Genomic DNA, 21,368 nt, shown 5'->3' with positions numbered 1-21,368 from the left:
CCCCCCGTGTGGCCGCGGTCCCGCCCGATGTCGTGGCTCAGCTGTTGAGCAGCTCGTACGCGTCCGCCGGCGCCTTCTGCACGTCCTTGCCGCTGGGGGCGGGGAGCTTCGGCCCCTTGCCGAAGTCGAAGTACTTGACGCTGTACTTGTGGGCCTTCTGCTTGCCGGCGGCGGGGATCTCCAGGGTCAGCGAGGCGAGGTTGCCGTCCGCGCCGACGACCGCGGTGAACGGCACCTTCTTGCCGGCCTCGCCGAGGGCCGCCACGTCCACCGAGCTGAGCGCGTCGGCCACCTCCGTGCCGTCGGTCAGGTCGGCGAAGCCGGTGTACGTCCCGTCGCCCTTGGCGGTCACCGTGTCCGCGGTTTCGATGATCACCGCCGTGTCGCCCGGGTCGGTGCCCGTGTAGACCGGCGGGTCTTCCTTGATCTTGGCCTTGTCCAGCGTCATCCAGCGGGTCGGGATCTTCATCATCTCCTGGAGCCCATCGATGCCGGCGACCTTCACCTTCATCCAGCTGCGCTCGTCGATCACCCGGAACGACAGGTCCATGGTGAACTCCGGGTCCGCGACCTTCTGGGAGACGCTGATCTCCATCGCCTTGGTGGCGGGGTCCACCGCGCCGCTGATCTTGTCGGCGCCGTCCACCCCGGAGAAGCGGAAGGCGCCGTCCTGCTCGTCCGGCACCGCGGCCAGCAGCGCCGACTTCGGGTCGACCGACGGGGAGGTGGCCGGTGCGGCCGAGGAGCCACCGGTGTTCTCGTTCTTCGACCCGCATCCCACCAGGAGGGTGGTGGCGGCCAGCACGGCGGTCGCGGTCGTCGCGACCCGCCGGATCGTTCCGGCGGTGCCGGTTCGCTGCGTCATCTGGTTGACTCACTTTCTACGGTGTTGCTGCCGGAGCAGATCCTGACAGACCCGCACCGCCGGATCGCTGCCGTTATGCTGCCGTCCGGCTGCCGTGCACCGCCCTACGCACGGCCAGGGGCTGTCAGGAGCGGAAACTCGGATGTCGGAGGCGTTGCGCTTCGAACTCCTCGGGCCGCAGCGGGCCTGGCGCGGGGATCGCCGGCTCGACCTCGGGCCGGGCAAACAGCGGGCCGTGCTGGCCGTCCTGCTGCTCTCCGCCGGCCGTCCCGTGCCCACCGCGCAGATCGTCGACGCGGTCTGGCCGGACGACCCACCCGCGAACGGGCCGAACGTGGTGCAGAAGCACGTCGCCGGGCTGCGCCGGGTGCTGGAGCCGGACCGGTCCCCGCGCACCCCCGCCCAGGTGCTCACCCTCACCGACGCCGGGTACCTGTTGCGGATCGACCCGGAGACGGTCGACGCGGTCCGCTTCGAGCGGGCCGTACGCCGGGCCGAGCGGCACCGGGGCGAGGGCCGGCCCGCCGAGGCGCTGGCCGAGCTGGCGGCGGCGCTGGAGCTCTGGCACGGTGAGCCGTTCGGCGGGTTCACCGGCCCGGTGCTGGAGGCGGCCCGGCACCGGTTGGTGGAGACCCGGGCCACCGCGCTGGAGACCCGCGCCGAACTGGAGCTGGAGCGGGGTCGGCACCGGGAACTGGTCGGCGAGCTGGTGCGGCTGGTGGCCGAGTTCCCGCTCCGGGAGCGGCTGCGGCAGCAGCTGATGCTGGCGCTGCACCGCAGCGGTCGGCAGGCGGAGGCGCTGGCCGCCTACCGGGAGTTCGCCGGACTGCTCCGCGACGAGTTCGGCATCGAGCCCGGGGAGGTGCTCCAGGAGCTGAACCGCCGCATCCTGCGCGCCGATTCGACCCTCACCCCCGCCGCACCCGCGCTTCCGGGCCCGGCGGCGTCCCCGCCGGCACCCGCCGGTGCCGCGCCGCCGCCGGTCACCGCCGGGGAAACCCCCGCCGGGTACGCCGTACCCGCGTCGCGCCCCGCCGCCGACCCCGTCCCGGCCCCGCCGACCGGGCCCCCGGTCGCCGCCCCTGCCGCCACGCGGACCGCCGCGCTCCCGGTCCCGCCGGTGCCCGCTCCGCCGGTGCCCGGCCCGGCCGTCACGCAGACCGCTGCGACCCCGGCCCTGGTCGAGGCTGCCGTGCCGACGCCGCTGCCCGACGCCGGTCCGGCCACCGGCTCCCCGGCTCCGGCCGGGACCGCGTCACCGGCACCGGGTGCCGCCGCCGGGCCGGACGCTCGTCTCGCCGTCGCGCCGGCCGGTCGGCCGTTCCCCTCGACGCCGCCGCCGTTCCTTCCCGACCCGCCGCCGGCCCCGCCCCGGCGGCAACCCGCCCCCCGCTGGGTCAGCGTCACCGCCACGGTCGTCGGCTCGCTGCTCGTCCTGCTCTCCTTCGGCTGCTTCACCTGGCTGGTGGTGCTCGGGTATGCGGCGTGGCGGCGCAGCTGGCGGCTCGCCCTGGTCGGGCTCGGCTACCTCGGCGGCGCCGTCCTGCTGACCTGGCTGCTGCTCCGGGGCGACCCGGACGCCGACCCACCCACCTGGGAGGTGCTCTCCGGGTTCAGCGTGCTCGGCGTCTGCTGGCTGGGTGGGGCCGTGCACGTGGTGCTGCTCAGCCGCGAGGTGTGGCGCGTGCTCACCGGCCGTTCCGACGATGGGGCGACCGACGACCGTCGGGTCCGCCGGGAACAGGCCCGCTACCTGCTGCACCACTATCCGGCGGCCCGGTTCGAGCTGTCGATCGGCCGGCCGGATCTGCCCCGCGCCTTCGACGACGGCGGCCTGATCGACGTCAACGCCGTCGGAGAGCACGTGCTGGCCACTCTCCCCGGGCTGGACGCGGCTCGGCTGCGCCAGGTCGCGATGGACCGCTGGCTGCGCGGCCCGTACGGCTCGATGGAGGAGCTGGCCGCCCGCTGCCTGCTGGCCCCGGCCGTCACCGACGCCCTCCGCGACGTCCTGGTCTTCCTCCCACCCCCCACCCCACCGCCCTCCTCGCCCCCGAGGTGACCGAGGGTCGGGATTCCACCCCCAGGACGACGCAAACCGCTTGTTCAGCGCGACGGGGCGGGTGGCGGGGCCGGGGACGCTGGTAGAAATGCCGGATGAGCCAGGATCGGGCGGCGGTACGGGAGCGGGCCGAGGCGGTGCTGCGCCGGTTGGCCGGCGAGCACGCCCGACTGCGGGAGGACCAGTGGCGGGCGATCGAGGCGCTGGTGGTGGACCGGCGCCGGGTGCTCTGCGTGCAGCGCACCGGCTGGGGCAAGTCGGCGGTCTACTTCGTCGCCACCGCCCTGCTCCGCCAGGGCGGTGAACACGGCCCCACGGTGATCGTCTCGCCGCTGCTGGCCCTGATGCGCAACCAGGTGGAGGCGGCGGCCCGGGCGGGCATCCGGGCCCGCACCATCAACTCCGCCAACCTCGACGAGTGGGACGAGATCACCGGGGAGATCCACGCCGGTGCGGTCGACGTCCTGCTGATCAGCCCGGAACGGCTCAACAACCCGGACTTCCGGGACACCGTCCTGCCGAAGCTGGCCGCCACCACCGGGCTGCTGGTGGTGGACGAGGCGCACTGCGTCTCGGACTGGGGGCACGACTTCCGGCCGGACTACCGCCGGCTGCGCACCTTCCTCGGCAACCTGCCCGAGCGCACCCCGGTGCTGGCCACCACGGCCACCGCGAACGCCCGGGTCACCGCCGACGTCGCCGAGCAGCTGGGCACCGAGCTGGCCGCTCCGGCCGCCCAGCGGCCGGACGTCCTGGTGCTGCGCGGCTCGCTGGACCGGGAGTCGCTGCGGCTGGGCGTGGTCGACCTGCCGAGCCCGGCGCACCGGCTGGCCTGGCTCGCCGACCACCTGGACCGGCTGCCCGGCTCCGGGATCATCTACACGCTGACCGTCGCGGCGGCGGGGGAGACCGCCGAATTCCTGCGGGGGCGCGGCTGGTCGGTGGCCTCCTACACCGGCCAGGCCGACGACGCGGACCGGCGGGCCGCCGAGCAGGACCTGCTGGACAACAAGATCAAAGCGTTGGTCGCCACCTCCGCGCTGGGCATGGGTTTCGACAAGCCGGACCTCGGCTTCGTGGTGCACCTGGGCGCGCCCCCCTCGCCGATCGCCTACTACCAGCAGGTCGGCCGCGCCGGCCGGGCCGTCGCGCACGCCGAGGTGCTGCTCCTGCCCGGCGTCGAGGACGCCGCCATCTGGCGCTACTTCGCCTCGCTCGCGTTCCCACCGGAGGAGCAGGTCCGGGCGGTGCTGGCCGCCCTGCGCACCGACCGGCCGATCTCCACCCAGGCCCTGGAGCCGATCGTCGACCTGCGCCGGACCCGCCTGGAGCTGATGCTCAAGGTGCTCGACGTCGACGGCGCCGTCCGCCGGGTCCGCGGCGGCTGGCTCGCCACCGGCGAACCCTGGGTCTACGACGAGGCTCGGTTGCGCCGCGTCGCCGAGGCGCGCACCGCCGAGCAGCAGGCCATGCGGGAGTACGCGACCACGTCCCGGTGCCGGCTGCGCTACCTGCGCGAGTGCCTGGACGACGCGGAGGCGGGCGACTGCGGGCGCTGCGACCGGTGCGCCGGGCCGCTGTTCACGTCCGAGGTGTCCGACGCGGCCCGCGCCGCCGCGCAGGCCTTCCTCGGCCGCCCCGGTGTGGAGATCACCCCGAAGAAGCTCTGGCCGACCGGGCTGGAGGCGGTCGGCGTACCGCTGAAGGGGCGGATCCCCCCGGGCGAGCAGGCGCTGCCGGGGCGGGCCGTGGGACGCCTCTCCGACCTGGGCTGGGGTGGGCGGCTGCGCGGCCTGGTGGGGCCGGACGCGCCCGACGCCCCCGTCCCCGACGACGTGGCCGCGGCCGTCGTCGAGGTGCTCAAGGCGTGGGCGCACGGCGACGACCCGTGGCCGCGCCGCCCGGCCGGGGTGGTCGCGGTGGGCTCGCGGACCCGCCCGACGCTGGTCGGCTCGCTCGCCGAACGGATCGCCACGGTGGGCCGGTTGCCGCTGCTCGGCCGGGTCGTCCCGACCGGCCCGGCCGGAGCCGGTGGGCCGCGCGGCAACAGCGCCCAACGGGTACGCGCCCTGCACGAGGCGTTCACGGTCCCCGATGAGCTGGCCGACGCCCTCGCCGGACTGGACGGGCCGGTGCTCCTCGTCGACGACCTGGTCGACTCGGGTTGGACGATGACGATGGTGGCCCGGTCGCTGCGCCGGGCCGGCGCCCCGGACGTGCTCCCGCTCGCTCTCGCCGTCGCGGGCTGACCGGCCTCCGCCCGGTCCGCGCCGGGGGCGGAAAGTTCCCGGGGCGGGTGGATTGCGACCGTCGCCACGGTCACCGGCCGGCGGCCGGCCGGTGACCGGCGCGGCGGTACCGTGGGCGCATGCCATCCGTCACGCAGACGTACACCGTCACCGGGATGACCTGCGAGCACTGCGTGCGCGCGGTCACCGGTGAGCTGTCCGCCCTGCCCAGGGTCGAGGAGGTCCGCGTGGACCTGACCGCCGGCACCGCGACGGTCACCAGCGCGGGTCCGCTCGCCGAGGAGTCGGTCCGGGCGGCCGTGGACGAGGCCGGGTACGAGTTGGCCGGCGGCGGTGCCTGAGCGCCCGCCCACCCCGCCGGCGGCCCTCGGCGGGGTCGCCGACGCGCCCCCGCCGTCAGCCGGCCCGCTCCCCGGCGACGGCCTCCCGACCGGGCCTCTCCCCGGCGACGGCCTGCCGGCCGGGCCGGACCGGAGCACGCTGCGGCTGGCCGCGACCGTCGGCGGGCTGGTGCTCGCCATCCTGCTCGGCTTCGGCCTCGGCCGGGCCAACCCGCCGCCGGCCGTCCCGGGCGCGGTGAGCCCCGCGAGCACCGGCGGCCAGCACGCCCACGCCCCCGGCACCGGCGCGCACGACCACGGCGCCGCCGCCGACCAGGCCGCTTCGAGCGACGCCGGCGGGCTCTCGGTCAGCGCGGCCGGCTACACCCTCGCCCCGTCGGCCGGGGAGTTCGCCGCCGGCCGGGCCGGGGAGTTCCGCTTCCAGATCCGCGACGAGCGGCGCCGGCCGGTCACCCGGTTCGCCGTGGTGCACGACAAGCCGCTGCACCTGATCGTGGTCCGCCGGGACCTCACCGGCTACCAGCACCTGCACCCGACGATGGGGGCCGACGGCACCTGGACGGTGCCGCTGACCCTGCCGGAGCCGGGCGTCTGGCGGGCGTACGCCGACTTCACCGCGCTCGCCGACGACGGCCGACAGACCGCGGTGACCCTGGGGGTGGACCTGGTCGCGCCCGGCGGCTACACGCCCCGGCCGCTGCCACCGGCGGCCACCACCGTGACGGTCGACGGGTTCACCGCCGGGTACGAGGGCACGCCGCAGGTCGGCACGGCCGTCCCGGTGCGCTTCCGGGTCCGCGCCGGGCAGACGCCCGCCGCCCTGGAGCGCTACCTGGGCGCGTACGGCCATCTGGTGGCGCTGCGCGAGGGCGACCTCGGTTACCTGCACGTGCACCCGGAGCCGTCGGCCGCCGGTGACCCGGTGACCTTCCAGGTGACCGCGCCGGGCCCGGGGCGGTACCGGATGTACCTGGACTTTCAGGTGGCCGGCGAGGTGCGGACCGCCGAGTTCACCGTCACCGTCCCGTGACGGCGGCCGGCCGCGTCAGCCGGCGCGGCGGACCGGGCGGCGGGCCAGGTAGCGGAGCAGGTCGCGGATGTGGTGCTTCTCCTCGGCCGGCACCGTCGGGTCGGCGAGCCGGTCCAGGATGACCCGCACGTCCGCCTCCACCGGGCTGTCGTCGGTGCGCCGGCGGGGGGCCGGCCCCGCGTCGGGCAGCCCGAGCGCGCGGAACGCCGCCGCGACGGGCAGGTCGAGGGCGGCGCAGAAGCCCCGCACCTTGGCCAGCTCCGGGTAGTCCTGCCAGTCCCCGGCGAGCCAGCGGAAGACGGTGGAGCGACCCACCCCGGTGTGCGCCGCCAGGTCGCTCACCGTCCAGCCCCGCTCGTCGCGGGCGTCGTCGATGGCGCGTCGCACGAACCGTGCGAAGGCCATCTGTGGTGAAACCTCTGCGGAACCCATCGTTCCTTTCCTGCCGGAAAGCTCGTGTCCGGTGCGCCCTCTGAGGGTAGTACGACGACGCGTCGTCGCAATTGACCGATCGACCCCAACGTCCCGTCGACGGGACCAGCCATCGACGGGCGGGGTCGTCGTCCAGCGGCGCTCGCCACCCAGCAACTAGGCTCGATGAACCCACCGCCGGCCGGGCGGAGCACCTCCGCGGTGGGCCGGCCCCAGCGATGAGGAGCAGCATGGCCGAGCCCGTCCGTCCGGTGCCGCACCGCCCGGGTGCGGTCAGTCTCTTCTTCGTGGCGAAGGGCGCCGTCTTCGCCCTGGCCTTCTGGATCTGGCTGCTGGTGCTCGTGCTGACCGGCGACGAGGCGACCGGGGCGCACGTGCTGGCCGCCACCGGGGCGATCACCACCACCCTGGTCGCCGTGGTGCTCGGCGCGCGACTGGCGTTGCAGCGCAGCGCCGCCGACCGGCACGCGGAGCTGAAGCGGCTGCTGGTGGACATCTCCTGGAACGCCTTCGCCGCCGCGGGCAACGCGGAGACCTCCGGCACGGTGGTCCCGTTCCCCACCTCGCCCGCCGAGGACGAGCGGTCGTCCCGACGCGGCGGCGAACGGGTCTCCGCCTTCGACCGGGGCCACTCGGGGGAGCGACCGACCGGCCGCGACCGCCGCCACTGACCCGCTCAGGCCGTCGGGGCCCCTTCGGGTACGTCGGCGAGCAGCGCCTCCAGGCGGGGCGTGACCTGCCACTGGTCCACCAGCTCGCGGTACTCGGCCCGCTGCTGCCCGGTCGGGTCGGTGCCGGTACGGCGGGCGCGGATGAGCAGGTTGCGCGGGGTGTGCTGGGAGTCGACGAACTCGACCACCTCGGCCCGGTAGCCGTGCAGCCGGAGCAGACCGGCCCGCAGCGCGTCGGTGAGCACGTCGGCGAAGCGCTCCCGCAGGATGCCCTGCCGGGTCAGCAGCTCGTACGGCGCCGGGGCCGGCCGGGAGCGCAGCTGCGCGGCGATGTCGTGGTGGCAGCACGGGGCGGCGAGCACCCAGCGCGCGTTCCACCGCACCGCGCGGGCCAGCGCCTCGTCGGTGGCGGTGTCGCAGGCGTGCAGCGCGAGCACGAGGTCCGGCGCGGGCTCCACCACCGCGTCGGCGATGGTGCCGGCGACGAAGGAGACCCGCCCGGCCCAGCCGAGACGCTCGGCCAGCTCGGTGTTGCGTCGCCGCTGGTCCTCGCGGACGTCCACCCCGACCAGCTCGACGTCGAGGCCCCGCTGCGACAGGTAGCGGTAGGCGGCGAAGGTCAGGTACGCGTTGCCGCAGCCGAGGTCGACCACCCGTAGCGGGCCGCTCAGGTCGTCCGGGAGGGTCGCGGCGAGCGCCCGCAGGAAGGCGTCGACCTGTCGCCGCTTCGCGGCCGAGCCGCCGATCTCGGCGAAGATCTCGTCACCCGGGTCGAGCAGGTACTCCTTGGCCCGGTCGTGCCCGGCCGGCTCGGCCCCCGCCCTCCGGTTCGCCGCGGATCGGTGGACCTGGGCCTCGCCGGACTTGGTCACCCGCAGCTGGAGGGTCGCGGTGGCGGTCTCCACGTGCCAGTTGCCGAAGGGCTCGGCGAGCAGCCCGTCCACCGCCGACTCGGCCTCCGCGCCCGGGGAGACGTTCCGGGTGTACGGGCGGGCGCCGTCGGAGGTGGAGATCTGCAACCGGGGGCCGGCCTTCAGGACGACCGGGCGCAGTTCGGCGCGGACCACCGAGGGGCGCTGCCCGCGACGGCGGCCGGCGGCGACCGCCCGGGTCAGCGCGGGGTCGAGCAGCAGCGCGCGTACCTCGGTCAGGGCGGCGTCCAACGGTTCCGGCATCGCTCCATCATCCTTGCTGTCCGAGGGCCGCCCGGCGGCAGGCCACCGTGGGGTGGGGTTGGTCGCTGTCGCGTCCCGTCGTCGGCTCGGCGCCGGCGGGAAAAAGGGACGTCCCCCGTACCGCGTCGGCGGTGCGGGGGACGTCGGGTGTCGCTGGTCAGTCGGCGGTCGCCTCGGCCGGCGTACCGGTGCCGGAACCGGCACCACGACGGCGCCGGCGGCGGCGCGGCTTGGTCGACGACTCGCCCTCGGCGGCGGCGGCCGGCTCGGCGGCGCCCTCGCCCGAGGAGATCACCGCGGTGGCCTCACCCGCGACGCCCTCGCCGACCCGGCGGCGACGCCGGCGGCGCGGGGTACGGGTGCCTTCCTCGGTGCCCTCGACGGGCGTTCCGGCGGCCGGCGTGCCGGCGTCGGAGCTGTCCCGGCGGGGCTCGCCGCGGCCACGGTCGTCGCCCCGGCCACGGTCGTCGCCCCGGCCGCGGTCGTCGCCCCGGCCCCGGCTCTCGCCCCGGCCCCGGCCCTCGCCGCGCCGGGAACCCCGGGCACCGCCCTCGCCGCGACGCGGCCGGCCACCCAGGTCCTCCTCCACCTCGGCGGAGAGCCCGGCGCGGGTCCGCTCGGCGGTCGGCAGGGTACCGGACACCTCGGTGGAGATGCCCAGGTCGGTGTAGAGGTGCGGAGAGGTGTGGTACGTCTCCGGCGGCTCCGGCATCTCCAGGCCCAGCGTCTTGTCGATGATCCGCCAGCGGGGCATGTCGTCCCAGTCGACGAAGGTCACCGCGACACCGGTCGCCCCGGCCCGGCCGGTGCGGCCGATCCGGTGGGTGTAGGTGTCCTGGTCCTCGGGGCAGTCGTAGTTGATCACGTGGGTGACGCCGGTGACGTCGAGCCCGCGCGCCGCCACGTCGGTGGCGACCAGAATGTCGATCTTGCCGGCCCGGAACGCCCGCAGCGCCCGCTCCCGCGCGCCCTGACCCAGGTCACCGTGGACGGCGGCGACCGCGAAACCACGGAAGTCGAGGTCTTCGGCGACCCGGTCGGCGGCCCGCTTGGTGCGGGTGAAGATCATGGTGAGGCCGCGACCCTCCGCCTGGAGGATCCGCGCCACGATCTCGACCTTGTTCATCGAGTGGGTCCGGTAGACCAGCTGCTGGGTCTGCGGCGACGGGCCGGTCTCGGCGGTGTGCCCGGCGTGGATCGTCATCGGCCGGCGCAGGAAGCGTCGGGACAGCGTGACGATCGGGTCCGGCATGGTGGCCGAGAAGAGCATCGTCTGCCGGTCCTCCGGCAGCATCGCCAGGATCTTCTCGACGTCGTCGAGGAAGCCCAGGTCGAGCATCCGGTCGGCCTCGTCGAGCACCAGCGCGCGGACCCGGTCCAGCCGCAGGTGCTTCTGCTTCTGCAGGTCCATCAGCCGGCCGGGCGTGCCGACCAGGATCTCGACGCCCTTGCGCAGCGCGTCGATCTGCGGCTCGTACGCCACGCCGCCGTAGATCGGCAGCACCCGGACGCCCCGGGTGCGGCCGGCGGCGGCCAGGTCCTTGGCGACCTGGATGCCCAGCTCGCGGGTGGGGACGACGACCAGCGCCTGCGGCACGCCGTCGCCGCCCTCGGCGGGGGCGAAGACCCGCTCCAGCAGCGGTACGCCGAAGCCGAGGGTCTTGCCGGTGCCGGTCGGCGCCTGGCCGATCATGTCGACGCCGCGCAGTGCGATCGGGATCGCGTACTCCTGGATCGCGAACGCGCGCGTGATGCCCGCCGCGGCCAGGGCCTCGACGGTCTCGGGCCGCGCACCGAGCGCGGCGAACGTGGGGGCCTCCGGACGGACCGGGGCGGTGGGGGCCAGTTCGTGGCCACCCAGCTCTTCGAGAATCTGCTCGCTCATCTGGATCTGGGGGTGCCCTCTCGTGGTGCGCCCCGTCTTGTCCTCAGGGCGCGATCGGTATGGCGCGGGCCACGCGATCGGCGGCAGTGAACGCCGAGCCGGACCGGGCCGCACGCGCGCCGTAGGCAGGACTTCGATGAGATCGGCGCCCACGGCAACTGCTCCATCCTACCCGAGCGGCTCCCCGCTCAGCCCTGAGCACGATGACCGCGCCTCCGCCGGGGGTGAAATTTGTGACCTGGGTCACTCTGCCAGGCCGTCGGGTCGGCGTCCGGGGCGGTAGCCTGCGCTCGTGTCCGCCCCGAATGACCCCGAATCCGCCCCGCTGGGCTCCGCCGCCGTCGTCGACCTGCTCGGCCTGGTCGCCTACGGCGAACTGCTCGCCTTCGACCGGATGGCCGCCGACGCCCGGCTCGCCCCCGACCTGCGCCGTCGGGCGGCGCTGAGCGAGATGGCCGCCGCCGAGATCGGCAACTACCGGCGGCTCGCGGACTGGCTCACCGCCCTCGGGGCGACACCCGACGACGTGATGGCCCCGTACGTGGCGCCGCTGCAGGCGTACCACGACTCCACCGAACCGAAGGACTGGCTGGAGGCGGTGACGAAGGCGTACGTCGGGGACGCCATCACCGACGACTTCCTCGGCGAGATCGCCGACCGGCTGGACGAGCCGTACCGGCAACTGGTGCGCGACGTGCTGCACGAATCCCGGTACGCCGACTTCGCCGCCGCCGAGATCCGGGCCGCGATCGAGGCCGACCCGCGGGTGGCGAACCGGCTCTCCATGTGGGCGCGGCGCCTGGTCGGCGAGGCGCTCTCCCAGGCCGGCCGGGTCGCCGCCGCCGACCGGGGCGCGCTCACCGCGTTGATCGTGCGGGACGGGGCGGACGTGCCGGCGCTGTTCCGCCGACTCACCGCCAACCACACCGCGCGGATGACCGCCGTCGGCCTCAACAACTGAACGTCCGGTCCCGGCCCGCGGCGGCTCGGCCGCCGCGGGCGCCGGACCGGGTCAGCGGACGGTGAACCCGACCGCCCGCGGGGACGCCTCGGCGATCTCGACGTAGGCGACCTTGCTGACCGGCACGATGACCCGCCGGCCCTTCTCGTCGGTCAGGGACAGCGTCCCCTCGGTCTTGCCGAAGGCGTCGGTCACGATCTGCTCGATCTCGGCCGGCGACTGCGCGCTCTCCAGAACCAGCTCGCGCGGCGCGTACTGCACGCCGATCTTGACCTCCACTGTGCCTCCTCAGGTGGGCGAAAGAGCCGCCGTTGGGAAGGCTATCCGATCTCGGGGCCGGATGTTCAGGCTGACTCACCTTGCAGCGGGAAGCTCGCGATCCCACGCCAGGACAGCGCGGCGACCAGCGCCTCCGCCTCCGCCTTCGGCACCTGGCGGCCGCCGGCCAGCCAGAACTGGGCGGCCGTCTCCGCCGCCCCGACCAGGCCGGAGGCGAGCAGTTCGGCGTGCGCCCGGCTGACGCCGGTGTCCGAGATGATGGTGTCGGTTATCGCCGCGATGCAGCCCTGCTCGACCCGCTCCACCCGCTGGCGCACGGCCGGGTCGTTGCGCAGGTCCGACTCGAAGACGAGACGGAACGCCTCGCTCTCGTGGTCGACGAAGTCGAAGTAGGCGCGCACCGAGGCGCTGACCCGCTCCTTGTTGTCGATGGTCCCGCGCATCGCGTCGTGCACCTTGGCGACGATGGCGTCGCAGTGCGTGTCGAGCAGCGCCAGGTAGAGCTCCATCTTGCCGGGGAAGTGCTGGTAGAGAACCGGCTTGGAGACCCCGGCCCGCTCGGCGATGTCGTCCATGGCGGCGGCGTGGTAGCCCTGCGCGACGAACACCTCCTGCGCGGCGGCGAGCAGCTGCTTGCGGCGCGCCGAACGGGGCAGGCGGGTGGGCCGGCCGGCGGTGTGCGCACCGTTCCCCACAGCGGTCATGGGATCCTCCGAGTTCCTTCGTACGAGCCGGCACTTTTACCCCGTACCGGTCAGGGCTCTCACCTGGTCCCGGAATTGGCCCGCCGCTGTAACTTATCGCCACTGTCACCACACGGTAGCCTCAGCTGGGGCGACCAAGGAGCGCGCGGTGAGTGAAACAGGGCAACCCGGTGCCGCCACCCCGGGAGAGCACGGCGACGGGACGGGTCAGCAGGACGACCCGGCCCGCTCCGCCAGCGGGTGGGCACCTCCGGCCACCGAGTGGTCCGGCGGGGCGGACGCCCCGAGGGGCCGCGAGCCCGCCGCCCCGTGGCGCCGGTCCGAACCGACCACCGGCTGGGGCGCCTCCTCACCGCACCACGGCGACCTGCCGGCCCCCTTCTCCAGCCCGCCCGCCGACGGCGAACCGGCCCCGCGCAACGGACACACCCCGCGCAACGGCGTCAGCCACCCCGACGAGGAGTCCCCACTGCGCCGCTCCGCCCCGATGAGCGCCCCACCCGTCGACGCCCCGCGCTACGGTGTCGAGCCGCGCCGGGACGGTGACGGCGACCAGCTGGTCGTACCGGCCCAGCGGCCGGTGCCCCCGGCCGAGCAGCAGGAACCGGACGCCGCCGGCCGCCACCTCTCCGAGGAGCCCCCGGGGCCCCGGGTGAGCCGCTGGTCGGAGGGGAACTTCCCCGCGTCCGCCCCGCCCGCCGTGCAGGTGCCGCCGCCCGGCACCGCCCCCTCCGGCTTCGAGGTGCCGCCCGGCTTCCACGCCCCGCAACCCGACGCCGAACCGGCCCGGGCCACCGAACCGCCCGCCTGGGCGGACCGGTTCCCCGCCGAGCTGCCGGCCGCCGGCCCCGACCCGCGCGCCGCCGAAGCGTCCGCCTGGGCGGACCGCTACCCCGCCGACTCCGACCAGCGCGCCGAGCCGGCCGCCGAGCACCGCCCGCCGCCCGCCGACGAGCCGGACTGGACCGGTCCGAGCTGGAACCGGCCGAGCTGGGGCGGCAGCTGGGCGCCGTCCTGGGCGCGCGAGGAGGACCAGCAGGCCGGGCGGCGTGCCCGCGCCGAGTGGGCCGCCGAGCCCAGCCGGCCGTACGAGCCGGTGCGCGCCGAGCCGGCCCGCCCCTACGAGCCGGTGCGCGCCGAGCCGGCCCGGCCGTACGAGCCGGTGCGCTCCGAACTCCCGCGCCCGTACGAGGTCACCCGCTCCGAGCCCGAGCCGCCGCCCGCGCAGGAGGCGCAGTCCGGTCCGGGCCCCGCCGCCCCGGACCGCGCCGACCGTGGCCGGGCCGAGGACCGTCCCGTCGGTCCGGACCGAGCCGCTGCCCCCGCCGCCGACCGGGCCGCCGCCGACTGGGCCGCCGCGGACCGGGCCCACGCCGCGGACCGGGCCGCCGCCGACTGGGCCGCCGCGGACCGGGCCCACGCCGCGGACCGGGCCCACGCCGGGGACCGGGACGCCGCGGGCCGGGCTCTCGCCGCGGACCGGGACGCTGCCGGCCGGGACGCCGCCGGCCGGGACGCCGCCGGCCGGGTGCTCGGGTCGGATCGGTCCGTCGGGCCGGACCGGGCCGCGGCCGGTGACCGCCCGGTGGTGGAGCAGCGGGCCGCCTGGGGTGGCGGTCGCGCCGCCGCGCCCAGCAGCGCCCCGCCCGCGCCCAGCAACACATCGTCCGCGCCCAGCAGCGCATCCTCCGCGCCGAGCAGCGCCCCACCGGCCCCGGCGGAGCGGCCGGTCGCCGAGCGGGCCGAGCAGCCGTTCCGGCTCCGGTCCGTGCCGGAGGAGCCGACCCCGGCCGAACCCCCCGGCCACCTGTCCACCCCCACCGGTCCCGGTGCCGCGACGGTCCCCGCCACGAGCGGCGCACGTCGCCCGGACCGCACGTCGTCCGCGCCCGCACCGACGAGCGCACCCCCCTACGCGGCCCGCCGATCCGCTCCCGACCCGGCGCCCACGTCCGAGCCGGCCGTGGACGACCTGAGGTCGGACCGCGACATGGCGGTGCTGCCGCAGCGCGTCCCCGCCGAACCGGACGTGCCCGTCGTGCCGGAGCCGCCAGCCGTGGAGCCACCCGCCGAGACACCGGAACTCGCCCGGATCGCCACCCACCTGCGCCGCGAGGACGAGCCCGCCCCGCTGCGGGAACGCCCGGAGGGCTTCGACGTCAACGCCATCCTCGACGCCGTCCGGGAGGTCGCCGGCGTCCGGGACGCGGCGCTGCGCCGGACCCCGGCCGGCGCGCACAGCCTGCGGCTCGACCTCTCCGACGGGGCCGACCCGGCGGAGGTCAGCCGGATGGTGGCCCGCCTGCTCCAGGAGCGGATGGGCCTCGCCGCGGCCCCGCAGAACCTCCCCGGGTCGCCGGCCGCCCCGCTGCGCCGTCGCGCCGCCGAGTCCCGTACCCCGCAGCCGCGCGCCGGCGAACCCCGGGACCGGGCCGGCGACGCGGAGCCGCGCCGGGCCGTGCCCCGGGAGCAGGATCCGGGGGCGGTCCCGGTGGCCGACCCCGCCGGCACGATGACCGGGGTCGCCCGCCGGCGCCGGCAGGGCTCCGCCCACCGGGGACGGGCCAGTGTGGAGGAGGCGACGGCCGGCCTGGCGGTCCCGGCCACCGGCAGCCCGGTGACGGGCGGCACGTCGTACTCCGGCGGGCAGATGACCACGACGGAGACCGCGCCCTCCCGCCCGCTGGACACCGGCGGCGTGCCGGGGCCCCGGGTGGTGATCGACCACGTGCAGGTGAGCACGTTCGGCCTCGACGCCACAGTGGAGGTGCGCCTGCTCGCCGGTGGCGAGGTCGCCGCCGGCCACTCCACCGGGCCGGCCGTGGACGGGTACGTCCTGCGGCTCTGCGCGGTGGCCGCCGCGGCGGCCGTGGACCAGTTGCTGCGCGGGGCGGAGCGGGACGCCGACCGGGGACGTTGCTTCGTCGAGCACGCCGCGGTGGTCCCCTTCGGCAACTGCGAGGTCGCCACCGTGGTGGTGCTGCTGGTCTGCGACGGCTGGGTCGAGCAGTTGGCCGGCTCGGCGCTGGTCGCCGGCGACCCCCGGCAGGCGGTGGTCCGGGCGACGCTGGCCGCGGTGAACCGTCGTCTCGAGGCGCTGCTGGCCTGAGGCGGCCATGGTCACGGTGGCGGTACGGGTCGGGACGGGAAGACTGGAGGCATGAAGCGCGCCGCCCTCTGGCCCGACCACCTTCTGCCGCCGCACCACGTCCCCCCGCCCTGGCCCGGCCGGCCGGTCCGCCTCGACGGCACGGTCACCTACGTCCGGGAGACCCCCGCCACCCGGCCGGACGCCGAGCCGGCGCTCTACGTGCACGGGCTGGGTGGCTCGTCGCAGAACTGGACGGACCTGGCCGGCCTGCTCGCCGACCGGCTCGACGGCCAGGCCATCGACCTGCCCGGCTTCGGGCGCAGCGAGCCGGGCCAGCGGTACACCATCCCGGCCTTCGCGGCGCGGGTGATCCGCTGGATCGAGCACTCCGGGCGGGGCCCGGTGCACCTGTTCGGCAACTCGCTGGGCGGGGCGGTCTCGGTGCAGGTGGCGGGGCTACGGCCGGATCTGGTGCGGACCCTCACCCTGATCTCCCCGGCGCTGCCCTTCCTGGACTTCCGCCGGTCGTTGCAGGGGCGGATGCTGCCGCTGCTGGCCATCCCGCGCGGTGAGCGCCTGGCGGCGTGGCGACTGGCCCAGCTGGCCCCCGAGCTGATGGCCCAGCAGGCGATGGAGGCGTGCGTCGCCGACCTGAGCCGGATCTGCGAACAGCGTCGCCAGGAGGCGCTGGAGGAGATCCTGGTGCGCTACGAGGCCGCCCACTACGCGGCCGCGTACGTCCGGACCTTCCGCGGGCTGGTCGCCAGCTTCCTGCGGTCGTACCTGCCGGGGTCGGGGTCGATGTGGCGGATCGCCGCCTCGATCCAGGCGCCCACTCTGGTGGTGGGGGGCATGCGGGACCGGCTGGTGGACGTGCGGGTGGCCCCGCAGGCGGCCCGGGTCATCCCGGACAGCCGGCTGCTGATGCTGCACGACGTGGGGCACGTGGCCCAGCTCGAGGTGCCTCGCACGGTGGCGCGGGCGGTGGTCGGGCTACTCGCCGAAACGGGGGAGGCGACCGGGCCGGCGGACGTGGCATCCTGACCAGGATGCCCGATTTCTTCCGCCGCGGCGGCTGGCGCCAGCGGCCGCACCGCCACGCCCGTCGTTCGCCCGCACCGACCCCACTGGCCCGCCGATGGCCGGTGGTGGTGCTGGTCGCGCTCGCCCTCGCCGCCGGTGCCGGCGGGGCGCTCTCCGCGGAGCGGCCGGAGGTCGACGCCGGCATGGTGGCCGCCAACGCCCCGGCTCCGGCTCCGTTCCCGTCGCCGTCGCCGGCCGTCACCGCGAGCCCGTCCCCGTCGGTCCTGGCGCCGCTGCTCCGGCTGGCCGGCCCGGTGCCCGTCGCCGGGCGCGGCAGCTTCGGCTACGACGACCGGCCCGGGGCGACGCTGGGCCGGGCGGGTCGGGTGCAGCGGTACCGGGTCGCCGTCGAGAACGGCGCCGGGGAGGACGTGCACGACTTCTCCGACGTGGTGCAGGAGGCGCTGGCCGGCCCGGGGAGCTGGGTGGACAGCGGCCGGCTGCGGTTGCGCCGGGTGCCGGGCGGATCCCCGGCGGAGTTCACCGTCTTCCTGGCCACGGCACGGACGGCGGGACGGATGTGCCTGGCCGGGGGAGTGGACATCCGGGTCGGCGGGCGGCCGTACACCTCCTGCCGGGCGCCCGGGAAGGTGATCATCAACCTGGACCGGTGGCGGACGTCCGTGCCGCACTTCGTCCGGGCCGGGGTGCCGCTGTCGGGCTACCGGCTGTACGTGGTGAACCACGAGGTGGGCCACCAGTTGGGGCACCGGCACGAGCGCTGCCCGGGGGCGGGTCGTCCGGCGCCGGTGATGCAGCAGCAGTCGCTCTTCCTGGACGGCTGCACGGCCAATCCGTGGCCGTACCTCGGCGGGCGGCGGTACCGCGGGCCGTCGGTCTGAGCTGCGGCGAGGTTCCGTGAAACATCCTCACCATCGCGGGGGATTGGCGCTGATATGCCCGTTTGGCCTGCCATGCTGGTGACGTGGAGCCCTTCGAGCCGATCCCGCCCGAGCGTCCCCATCCGGCCGGCCCGCGCCGGGTCGGCGGGGCGCGCACGGCACTGAGCCACGCCGGTCGGGCGGTCCGGTCGGCCCTGCTCCGGCTGCGCCGGCGGGACCGCGGCCTCGTGGTCGGGCTGGCCCTGCTCGCCACCACGGCCGCCGGGCTGACGCTGGTCGGCGACGGCGGCCCCCCGGACGCCCCGCCCCCGGTCGGTGGGCGGACCCCCGACGGGCACGGCGCCGGCGAACGGGCCGCCCCGGCCGGCTACCCGACCAGCGGCCCCGGCCGCTTCGTCGCCGCCGACGGCCGGTCCGCGATCCAGGGCCTCGACGGCCCGCTGCGCCGCTACCGGGTCGCCGTCGAGCAGGGCAGTGGCCAGGACGTGGACGCCTTCGCCGCCGCCGTGGACGGGACGCTGGCCGACCCGCGGAGCTGGATCGCCTCCGGGGAGGTGCGGCTGCAACGGGTCTCCGACGACGACGCCGCGGACTTCACCGTCTACCTGGCCACCCCGGCGACCTCCGAGCAGATGTGCGCCGAGGGCGGCCTGCGCACCGAGGGTTACACCTCCTGCCGGCTGCCCGGCCAGGTGATCATCAACCTGGCCCGCTGGATGGACGCCGTACCCGACTACGGCGCACCGCTGGAGACCTACCGGACCTATGTGGTCAACCACGAGGTCGGCCACGAGCTGGGCGAGGAGCACCAGGCCTGTCCCGGCCCCGGCGAGCCGGCGCCGGTGATGCAGCAGCAGACGTACGGCCTGGACGGCTGCGTCGCCAACGCCTTCCCGTACCTCGACGGCGAGCTCCACTCCGGCGAACTCGTTCCCGGCATCTGAGTTATTCCCGCTCCCGAATGTCGGGCGACGTGTCCCTCCTCATGGCCGAGCACCGCCGCATCGAGCGACAATGACGCGGTTCGCACCAGCCGATCCCGGGGAGTCCACCGTGTCGCTGCCCCCGCTCGTCGAGCCCGCCGCCGAGCTGACTGTTGACGAGATCCGCCGCTACTCGCGCCACCTGATCATCCCGGACGTCGGGGTCGAGGGGCAGAAGCGGCTGAAGAACGCCCGGGTGCTCTGTGTCGGCGCCGGTGGCCTCGGCTCGCCGGCCCTGATGTACCTCGCCGCCGCCGGCGTGGGCACGCTCGGCATCATCGACTTCGACACCGTCGACGAGTCCAACCTCCAGCGGCAGATCATCCACGGCGTCTCCGACGTCGGCCGATCCAAGGCCGAGTCCGCCGCCGCGTCGATCCGCGAGATCAACCCGCTGGTCAACGTCGAGATCCACAACACCGCGCTGGACCGGGAGAACGTCCGCGACATCTTCTCCCGGTACGACCTGATCGTCGACGGCACCGACAACTTCGCCACCCGGTACATGGTCAACGACGCCGCGGTGCTGCTCGGCAAGCCGTACGTCTGGGGTTCGATCTACCGCTTCGACGGCCAGGCGTCGGTCTTCTGGGCCGAGCACGGCCCCTGCTACCGCTGCCTCTACCCGGAGCCGCCGCCGCCCGGCATGGTCCCCTCCTGCGCCGAGGGCGGCGTGCTCGGGGTGCTCTGCGCGTCGATCGGCTCGATCCAGGTCAACGAGGCGATCAAGCTGCTCGCCGGCATCGGCGAGCCGCTGGTCGGTCGACTGATGGTCTACGACGCCCTGGAGATGGAGTACCGCAAGATCAAGGTCCGCAAGGACCCGAACTGCGTGCTCTGCGGCGAGAACCCCACGGTCACCGACCTGCTGGAGGACTACGAGGACTTCTGCGGCGCGGTCTCCGAGGAGGCGCAGGAGGCGGTGGTCGACTCGACCATCACTGCTGGCGAGCTCAAGGAGTGGCAGGACGCCGGGAAGGACATCTTCCTGGTCGACGTCCGCGAGCCCGCCGAGTACGAGATCGTCCGCATCCCCGGCTCGACGCTGATCCCCAAGGGCGACATCCTCTCCGGCGAGGCGCTGGTGAAGCTGCCGCAGGACAAGCAGATCGTGCTGCACTGCAAGTCCGGTGTCCGCTCCGCCGAGGCGCTCGCCGCGCTGAAGGCGGCCGGCTTCCGCGACGCCGTGCACGTCCAGGGCGGGGTGCTCTCCTGGATCAAGCAGATCGACCCGTCGCTGCCCGCGTACTGAGGTTTTGGGGAGGGGCTCTCCGACACCGGAGGGCCCCTTCCCGACCCACCCGCCCCCGGTGGCCGGCCCGCGCTGGCCGATTCCCCGAAGCGGAATCGGGTTTCCGCAGGTAGCGTGTGTGCGTGGTCGACATGGACGCCGCGATCGGTTTCGTCGTGGCACACGGGGACGCGGTGGACCGTGCCCGTCTCTCCCGGCTGCGATCCGGTACGCCGGTGCCGCCGGAGCTGCTCGACGTCGCCGAGGCCGGGCAGACGCCCGATGGCGGCTGGCCGGCGACCCTCGGCGGTGCGGTCGGCTCGATCGACGCGACCTGCTTCCGACTGGCCGAACTGGACGACCTCGGCGCCCTCGGCCGTCCCGCCGCCCGGCACGCGCTGGACTGGCTGGCCGCCCGGCAACTGCCCGACGGCGGCTGGGACGAGGACCCGGCGCTGGCCGACGACGCCCCGGAGTGGGCCCGGCCGGGCGACCCGGAGGCCCGCCTCTACCTCACCGCCAACGCCGGCTTCTGGCTCAGCGTGGCCGGCCTGGACGCCCGCGCCGCCGGCCCACTCGACCACCGGGTCGGCGGCGCGTACGCCGGGGTGGTGCAGGCCGCGGCGCAGGCGCTCGCCGCGCAGCTCGCGCCGGACGGCAGCTGGCCGTCCTTCCTCGCCGCCGGCTGGCTGAGCGCGGCCGTGCTGCACCGCCAGCAGATGTACTACGAGTCGGCGCGGATCCAAGCGGTGCTGGCCGAGCGGATGCCGCAGATGTCCCCGGCGGACGTGGCCTCGCTGGCCGCGACGCTGCGCCGGGTCGAGGTGGGCGAGGAGCAGTGGGTTCTGGTGTCGGCGCGCAAGCGGCTCGCCGAGACCCAGCGCAGTGACGGCGGCTGGGACAGCGACGACGGCCACCAGTTCGACGTGCACACCACGCTGACCGTGATCCGGGCCTGCCGGCCTACTTCAGCTGACTGATCACCAGCGGCCACCAGGCGTCCGGGGCGAACGCGGCCGGGTCGATGCTCTCCAGGACGGTCCGCAGCTCCTCGGCCCGCTCGGCCCGGCCCTCCTTGCCCTCGTCGGCCTCGACGAAGAGCGCGAACTGGTAGAGGAACTCGACGAAGGTGCGGAAGTCGCTGTTGACGCCCTGGACGTCCTGCTGGTCCAGGTCGTACTGGAGGATCTCCCCGGTGCGTGGGTCGAGCACGTAGAGCAGGTCGGGGTTGTCGGCGACCGCGCCGACCACGATCAGGCGGACGTCCAGCGCACCGTCCTCAGTGGTGAGCGCGATGGTGTCGTACAGCTCGATGTCGCCTTCGAGGAAGGCGGTGTAGACGACCGCCACGTCGAGCGGGATCTCGTCCCCGGCGGGGAGCAGGTCGGGACTGAACCCGCCCTCCAGCCACGCCTCGCGCGGGTACGGGATGAGCTCGTCCTCGCTCCACAGTGCCGTGAACCGGGGATCAGCTGCCATGACGG

Annotated in this window: 19 protein-coding genes; 12 read left to right on the top strand and 7 right to left on the bottom strand. The window is 75.4% G+C overall.

The window, feature by feature from the left end:
• Positions 1-37 precede the first annotated feature (37 nt).
• Complete coding sequence (locus V6U79_RS15290) at positions 38-865, bottom strand: hypothetical protein (RefSeq protein WP_334615021.1); 828 nt, start codon at positions 863-865, stop codon at positions 38-40.
• Between the two features lie 142 nt (positions 866-1,007).
• On the opposite strand from V6U79_RS15290, the gene V6U79_RS15285 reads away from it, so the two are divergent.
• The 4 genes from V6U79_RS15285 to V6U79_RS15270 all read left to right on the top strand — a co-directional run bounded on the left by V6U79_RS15285 (position 1,008) and on the right by V6U79_RS15270 (position 6,547).
• Positions 1,008-2,927, top strand: a complete 1,920-nt coding sequence (locus V6U79_RS15285; protein ID WP_334615020.1) for an AfsR/SARP family transcriptional regulator — start codon at positions 1,008-1,010, stop codon at positions 2,925-2,927.
• A gap of 95 nt (positions 2,928-3,022) precedes the next feature.
• Positions 3,023-5,176, top strand: a complete 2,154-nt coding sequence (locus V6U79_RS15280; RefSeq protein WP_334615019.1) for a RecQ family ATP-dependent DNA helicase — start codon at positions 3,023-3,025, stop codon at positions 5,174-5,176.
• A gap of 119 nt (positions 5,177-5,295) precedes the next feature.
• Entirely contained in the window at positions 5,296-5,517 is a 222-nt protein-coding gene (locus V6U79_RS15275) for a heavy-metal-associated domain-containing protein (protein ID WP_334615018.1), read from the top strand.
• Positions 5,510-6,547 carry a DUF8832 domain-containing protein gene (locus V6U79_RS15270; RefSeq protein ID WP_442933783.1) on the top strand — a complete coding sequence of 346 codons (1,038 nt, stop codon included), beginning with the start codon at positions 5,510-5,512 and terminating at the stop codon, positions 6,545-6,547. The genes V6U79_RS15275 and V6U79_RS15270 overlap by 8 nt, the downstream gene beginning before the upstream one ends.
• Before the next feature lie 15 nt (positions 6,548-6,562).
• On the opposite strand, the gene V6U79_RS15265 is transcribed toward V6U79_RS15270, so the two are convergent.
• Positions 6,563-6,979, bottom strand: coding sequence for a helix-turn-helix domain-containing protein (locus V6U79_RS15265; RefSeq protein ID WP_334532827.1), 417 nt, complete (start codon positions 6,977-6,979; stop codon positions 6,563-6,565).
• A gap of 230 nt (positions 6,980-7,209) precedes the next feature.
• Between V6U79_RS15265 and V6U79_RS15260 the strand changes: the two genes are divergently transcribed.
• Complete coding sequence (locus V6U79_RS15260; RefSeq protein ID WP_334615017.1) at positions 7,210-7,650, top strand: hypothetical protein; 441 nt, start codon at positions 7,210-7,212, stop codon at positions 7,648-7,650.
• A 5-nt stretch (positions 7,651-7,655) separates the two neighbouring features.
• Here V6U79_RS15260 and V6U79_RS15255 read toward each other — a convergent pair whose 3' ends face one another.
• A complete protein-coding gene (locus tag V6U79_RS15255) occupies positions 7,656-8,825 on the bottom strand; it encodes a class I SAM-dependent methyltransferase (RefSeq protein ID WP_334615016.1) in 1,170 nt (389 codons plus the stop codon).
• 157 nt (positions 8,826-8,982) lie between these two features.
• The gene (locus V6U79_RS15250; protein WP_334532817.1) at positions 8,983-10,710 is read right to left on the bottom strand and encodes a DEAD/DEAH box helicase; all 1,728 of its coding nucleotides are present in this window, start codon (positions 10,708-10,710) and stop codon (positions 8,983-8,985) included.
• A gap of 292 nt (positions 10,711-11,002) precedes the next feature.
• On the opposite strand from V6U79_RS15250, the gene V6U79_RS15245 reads away from it, so the two are divergent.
• Positions 11,003-11,671 carry a ferritin-like fold-containing protein gene (locus V6U79_RS15245; protein ID WP_334532813.1) on the top strand — a complete coding sequence of 223 codons (669 nt, stop codon included), beginning with the start codon at positions 11,003-11,005 and terminating at the stop codon, positions 11,669-11,671.
• A 51-nt stretch (positions 11,672-11,722) separates the two neighbouring features.
• Here V6U79_RS15245 and V6U79_RS15240 read toward each other — a convergent pair whose 3' ends face one another.
• Together V6U79_RS15240 and V6U79_RS15235 are read right to left on the bottom strand one after the other, a co-directional pair.
• Positions 11,723-11,950 carry a DUF3107 domain-containing protein gene (locus V6U79_RS15240; RefSeq protein WP_334532810.1) on the bottom strand — a complete coding sequence of 76 codons (228 nt, stop codon included), beginning with the start codon at positions 11,948-11,950 and terminating at the stop codon, positions 11,723-11,725.
• Between the two features lie 65 nt (positions 11,951-12,015).
• A complete protein-coding gene (locus V6U79_RS15235) occupies positions 12,016-12,654 on the bottom strand; it encodes a TetR/AcrR family transcriptional regulator (RefSeq protein WP_334532807.1) in 639 nt (212 codons plus the stop codon).
• 148 nt (positions 12,655-12,802) lie between these two features.
• Here V6U79_RS15235 and V6U79_RS15230 point away from each other — a divergent pair, with 148 nt between their 5' ends.
• The 6 genes from V6U79_RS15230 to V6U79_RS15205 all read left to right on the top strand — a co-directional run bounded on the left by V6U79_RS15230 (position 12,803) and on the right by V6U79_RS15205 (position 20,864).
• The gene (locus V6U79_RS15230) at positions 12,803-15,763 is read left to right on the top strand and encodes a hypothetical protein (RefSeq protein ID WP_334615015.1); all 2,961 of its coding nucleotides are present in this window, start codon (positions 12,803-12,805) and stop codon (positions 15,761-15,763) included.
• 51 nt (positions 15,764-15,814) lie between these two features.
• On the top strand, positions 15,815-16,789 hold the full coding sequence (locus V6U79_RS15225; RefSeq protein ID WP_334532801.1) for an alpha/beta fold hydrolase: 975 nt from the start codon (positions 15,815-15,817) through the stop codon (positions 16,787-16,789).
• A 5-nt stretch (positions 16,790-16,794) separates the two neighbouring features.
• Complete coding sequence (locus V6U79_RS15220) at positions 16,795-17,670, top strand: DUF3152 domain-containing protein (protein ID WP_334615014.1); 876 nt, start codon at positions 16,795-16,797, stop codon at positions 17,668-17,670.
• Between the two features lie 83 nt (positions 17,671-17,753).
• Complete coding sequence (locus V6U79_RS15215) at positions 17,754-18,614, top strand: DUF3152 domain-containing protein (protein WP_334615013.1); 861 nt, start codon at positions 17,754-17,756, stop codon at positions 18,612-18,614.
• Between the two features lie 70 nt (positions 18,615-18,684).
• Positions 18,685-19,905: an adenylyltransferase/sulfurtransferase MoeZ gene (moeZ, locus tag V6U79_RS15210; protein ID WP_334532794.1), complete on the top strand. Its 1,221-nt coding sequence runs from the start codon at positions 18,685-18,687 to the stop codon at positions 19,903-19,905.
• Positions 19,906-20,036: 131 nt separating this feature from the next.
• Positions 20,037-20,864 (top strand): prenyltransferase/squalene oxidase repeat-containing protein, encoded by an 828-nt coding sequence (locus tag V6U79_RS15205; RefSeq protein ID WP_334532858.1) that lies wholly within the window; start codon positions 20,037-20,039, stop codon positions 20,862-20,864.
• Here the strand turns inward: V6U79_RS15205 and V6U79_RS15200 are convergent.
• Entirely contained in the window at positions 20,848-21,363 is a 516-nt protein-coding gene (locus V6U79_RS15200; protein ID WP_334615012.1) for an SUKH-4 family immunity protein, read from the bottom strand. The two genes, V6U79_RS15205 and V6U79_RS15200, sit on opposite strands and share 17 nt — an antisense overlap.
• Positions 21,364-21,368: the final 5 nt, after the last annotated feature.

Origin of the sequence: Micromonospora psammae, assembly GCF_036902725.1 — a bacterium.
GTDB lineage: Bacteria > Actinomycetota > Actinomycetes > Mycobacteriales > Micromonosporaceae > Micromonospora.
This window is presented reverse-complemented; position numbering and strand designations above follow the sequence as displayed.

Bases quoted from the DNA above. Each gene is read 5' to 3' on its own strand.
- V6U79_RS15290 (WP_334615021.1), bottom strand. From the start codon at position 865: ATGACGCAGCGAACCGGCACCGCCGGAACGATCCGGCGGGTCGCGACG.
- V6U79_RS15285 (WP_334615020.1), top strand. From the start codon at position 1,008: ATGTCGGAGGCGTTGCGCTTCGAACTCCTCGGGCCGCAGCGGGCCTGG.
- V6U79_RS15280 (WP_334615019.1), top strand. From the start codon at position 3,023: ATGAGCCAGGATCGGGCGGCGGTACGGGAGCGGGCCGAGGCGGTGCTG.
- V6U79_RS15275 (WP_334615018.1), top strand. From the start codon at position 5,296: ATGCCATCCGTCACGCAGACGTACACCGTCACCGGGATGACCTGCGAG.
- V6U79_RS15265 (WP_334532827.1), bottom strand. From the start codon at position 6,979: ATGGGTTCCGCAGAGGTTTCACCACAGATGGCCTTCGCACGGTTCGTG.
- V6U79_RS15260 (WP_334615017.1), top strand. From the start codon at position 7,210: ATGGCCGAGCCCGTCCGTCCGGTGCCGCACCGCCCGGGTGCGGTCAGT.
- V6U79_RS15255 (WP_334615016.1), bottom strand. From the start codon at position 8,825: ATGCCGGAACCGTTGGACGCCGCCCTGACCGAGGTACGCGCGCTGCTG.
- V6U79_RS15250 (WP_334532817.1), bottom strand. From the start codon at position 10,710: ATGAGCGAGCAGATTCTCGAAGAGCTGGGTGGCCACGAACTGGCCCCC.
- V6U79_RS15235 (WP_334532807.1), bottom strand. From the start codon at position 12,654: ATGACCGCTGTGGGGAACGGTGCGCACACCGCCGGCCGGCCCACCCGC.
- V6U79_RS15225 (WP_334532801.1), top strand. From the start codon at position 15,815: ATGAAGCGCGCCGCCCTCTGGCCCGACCACCTTCTGCCGCCGCACCAC.
- V6U79_RS15220 (WP_334615014.1), top strand. From the start codon at position 16,795: ATGCCCGATTTCTTCCGCCGCGGCGGCTGGCGCCAGCGGCCGCACCGC.
- moeZ (WP_334532794.1), top strand. From the start codon at position 18,685: ATGACGCGGTTCGCACCAGCCGATCCCGGGGAGTCCACCGTGTCGCTG.
- V6U79_RS15205 (WP_334532858.1), top strand. From the start codon at position 20,037: ATGGACGCCGCGATCGGTTTCGTCGTGGCACACGGGGACGCGGTGGAC.
- V6U79_RS15200 (WP_334615012.1), bottom strand. From the start codon at position 21,363: ATGGCAGCTGATCCCCGGTTCACGGCACTGTGGAGCGAGGACGAGCTC.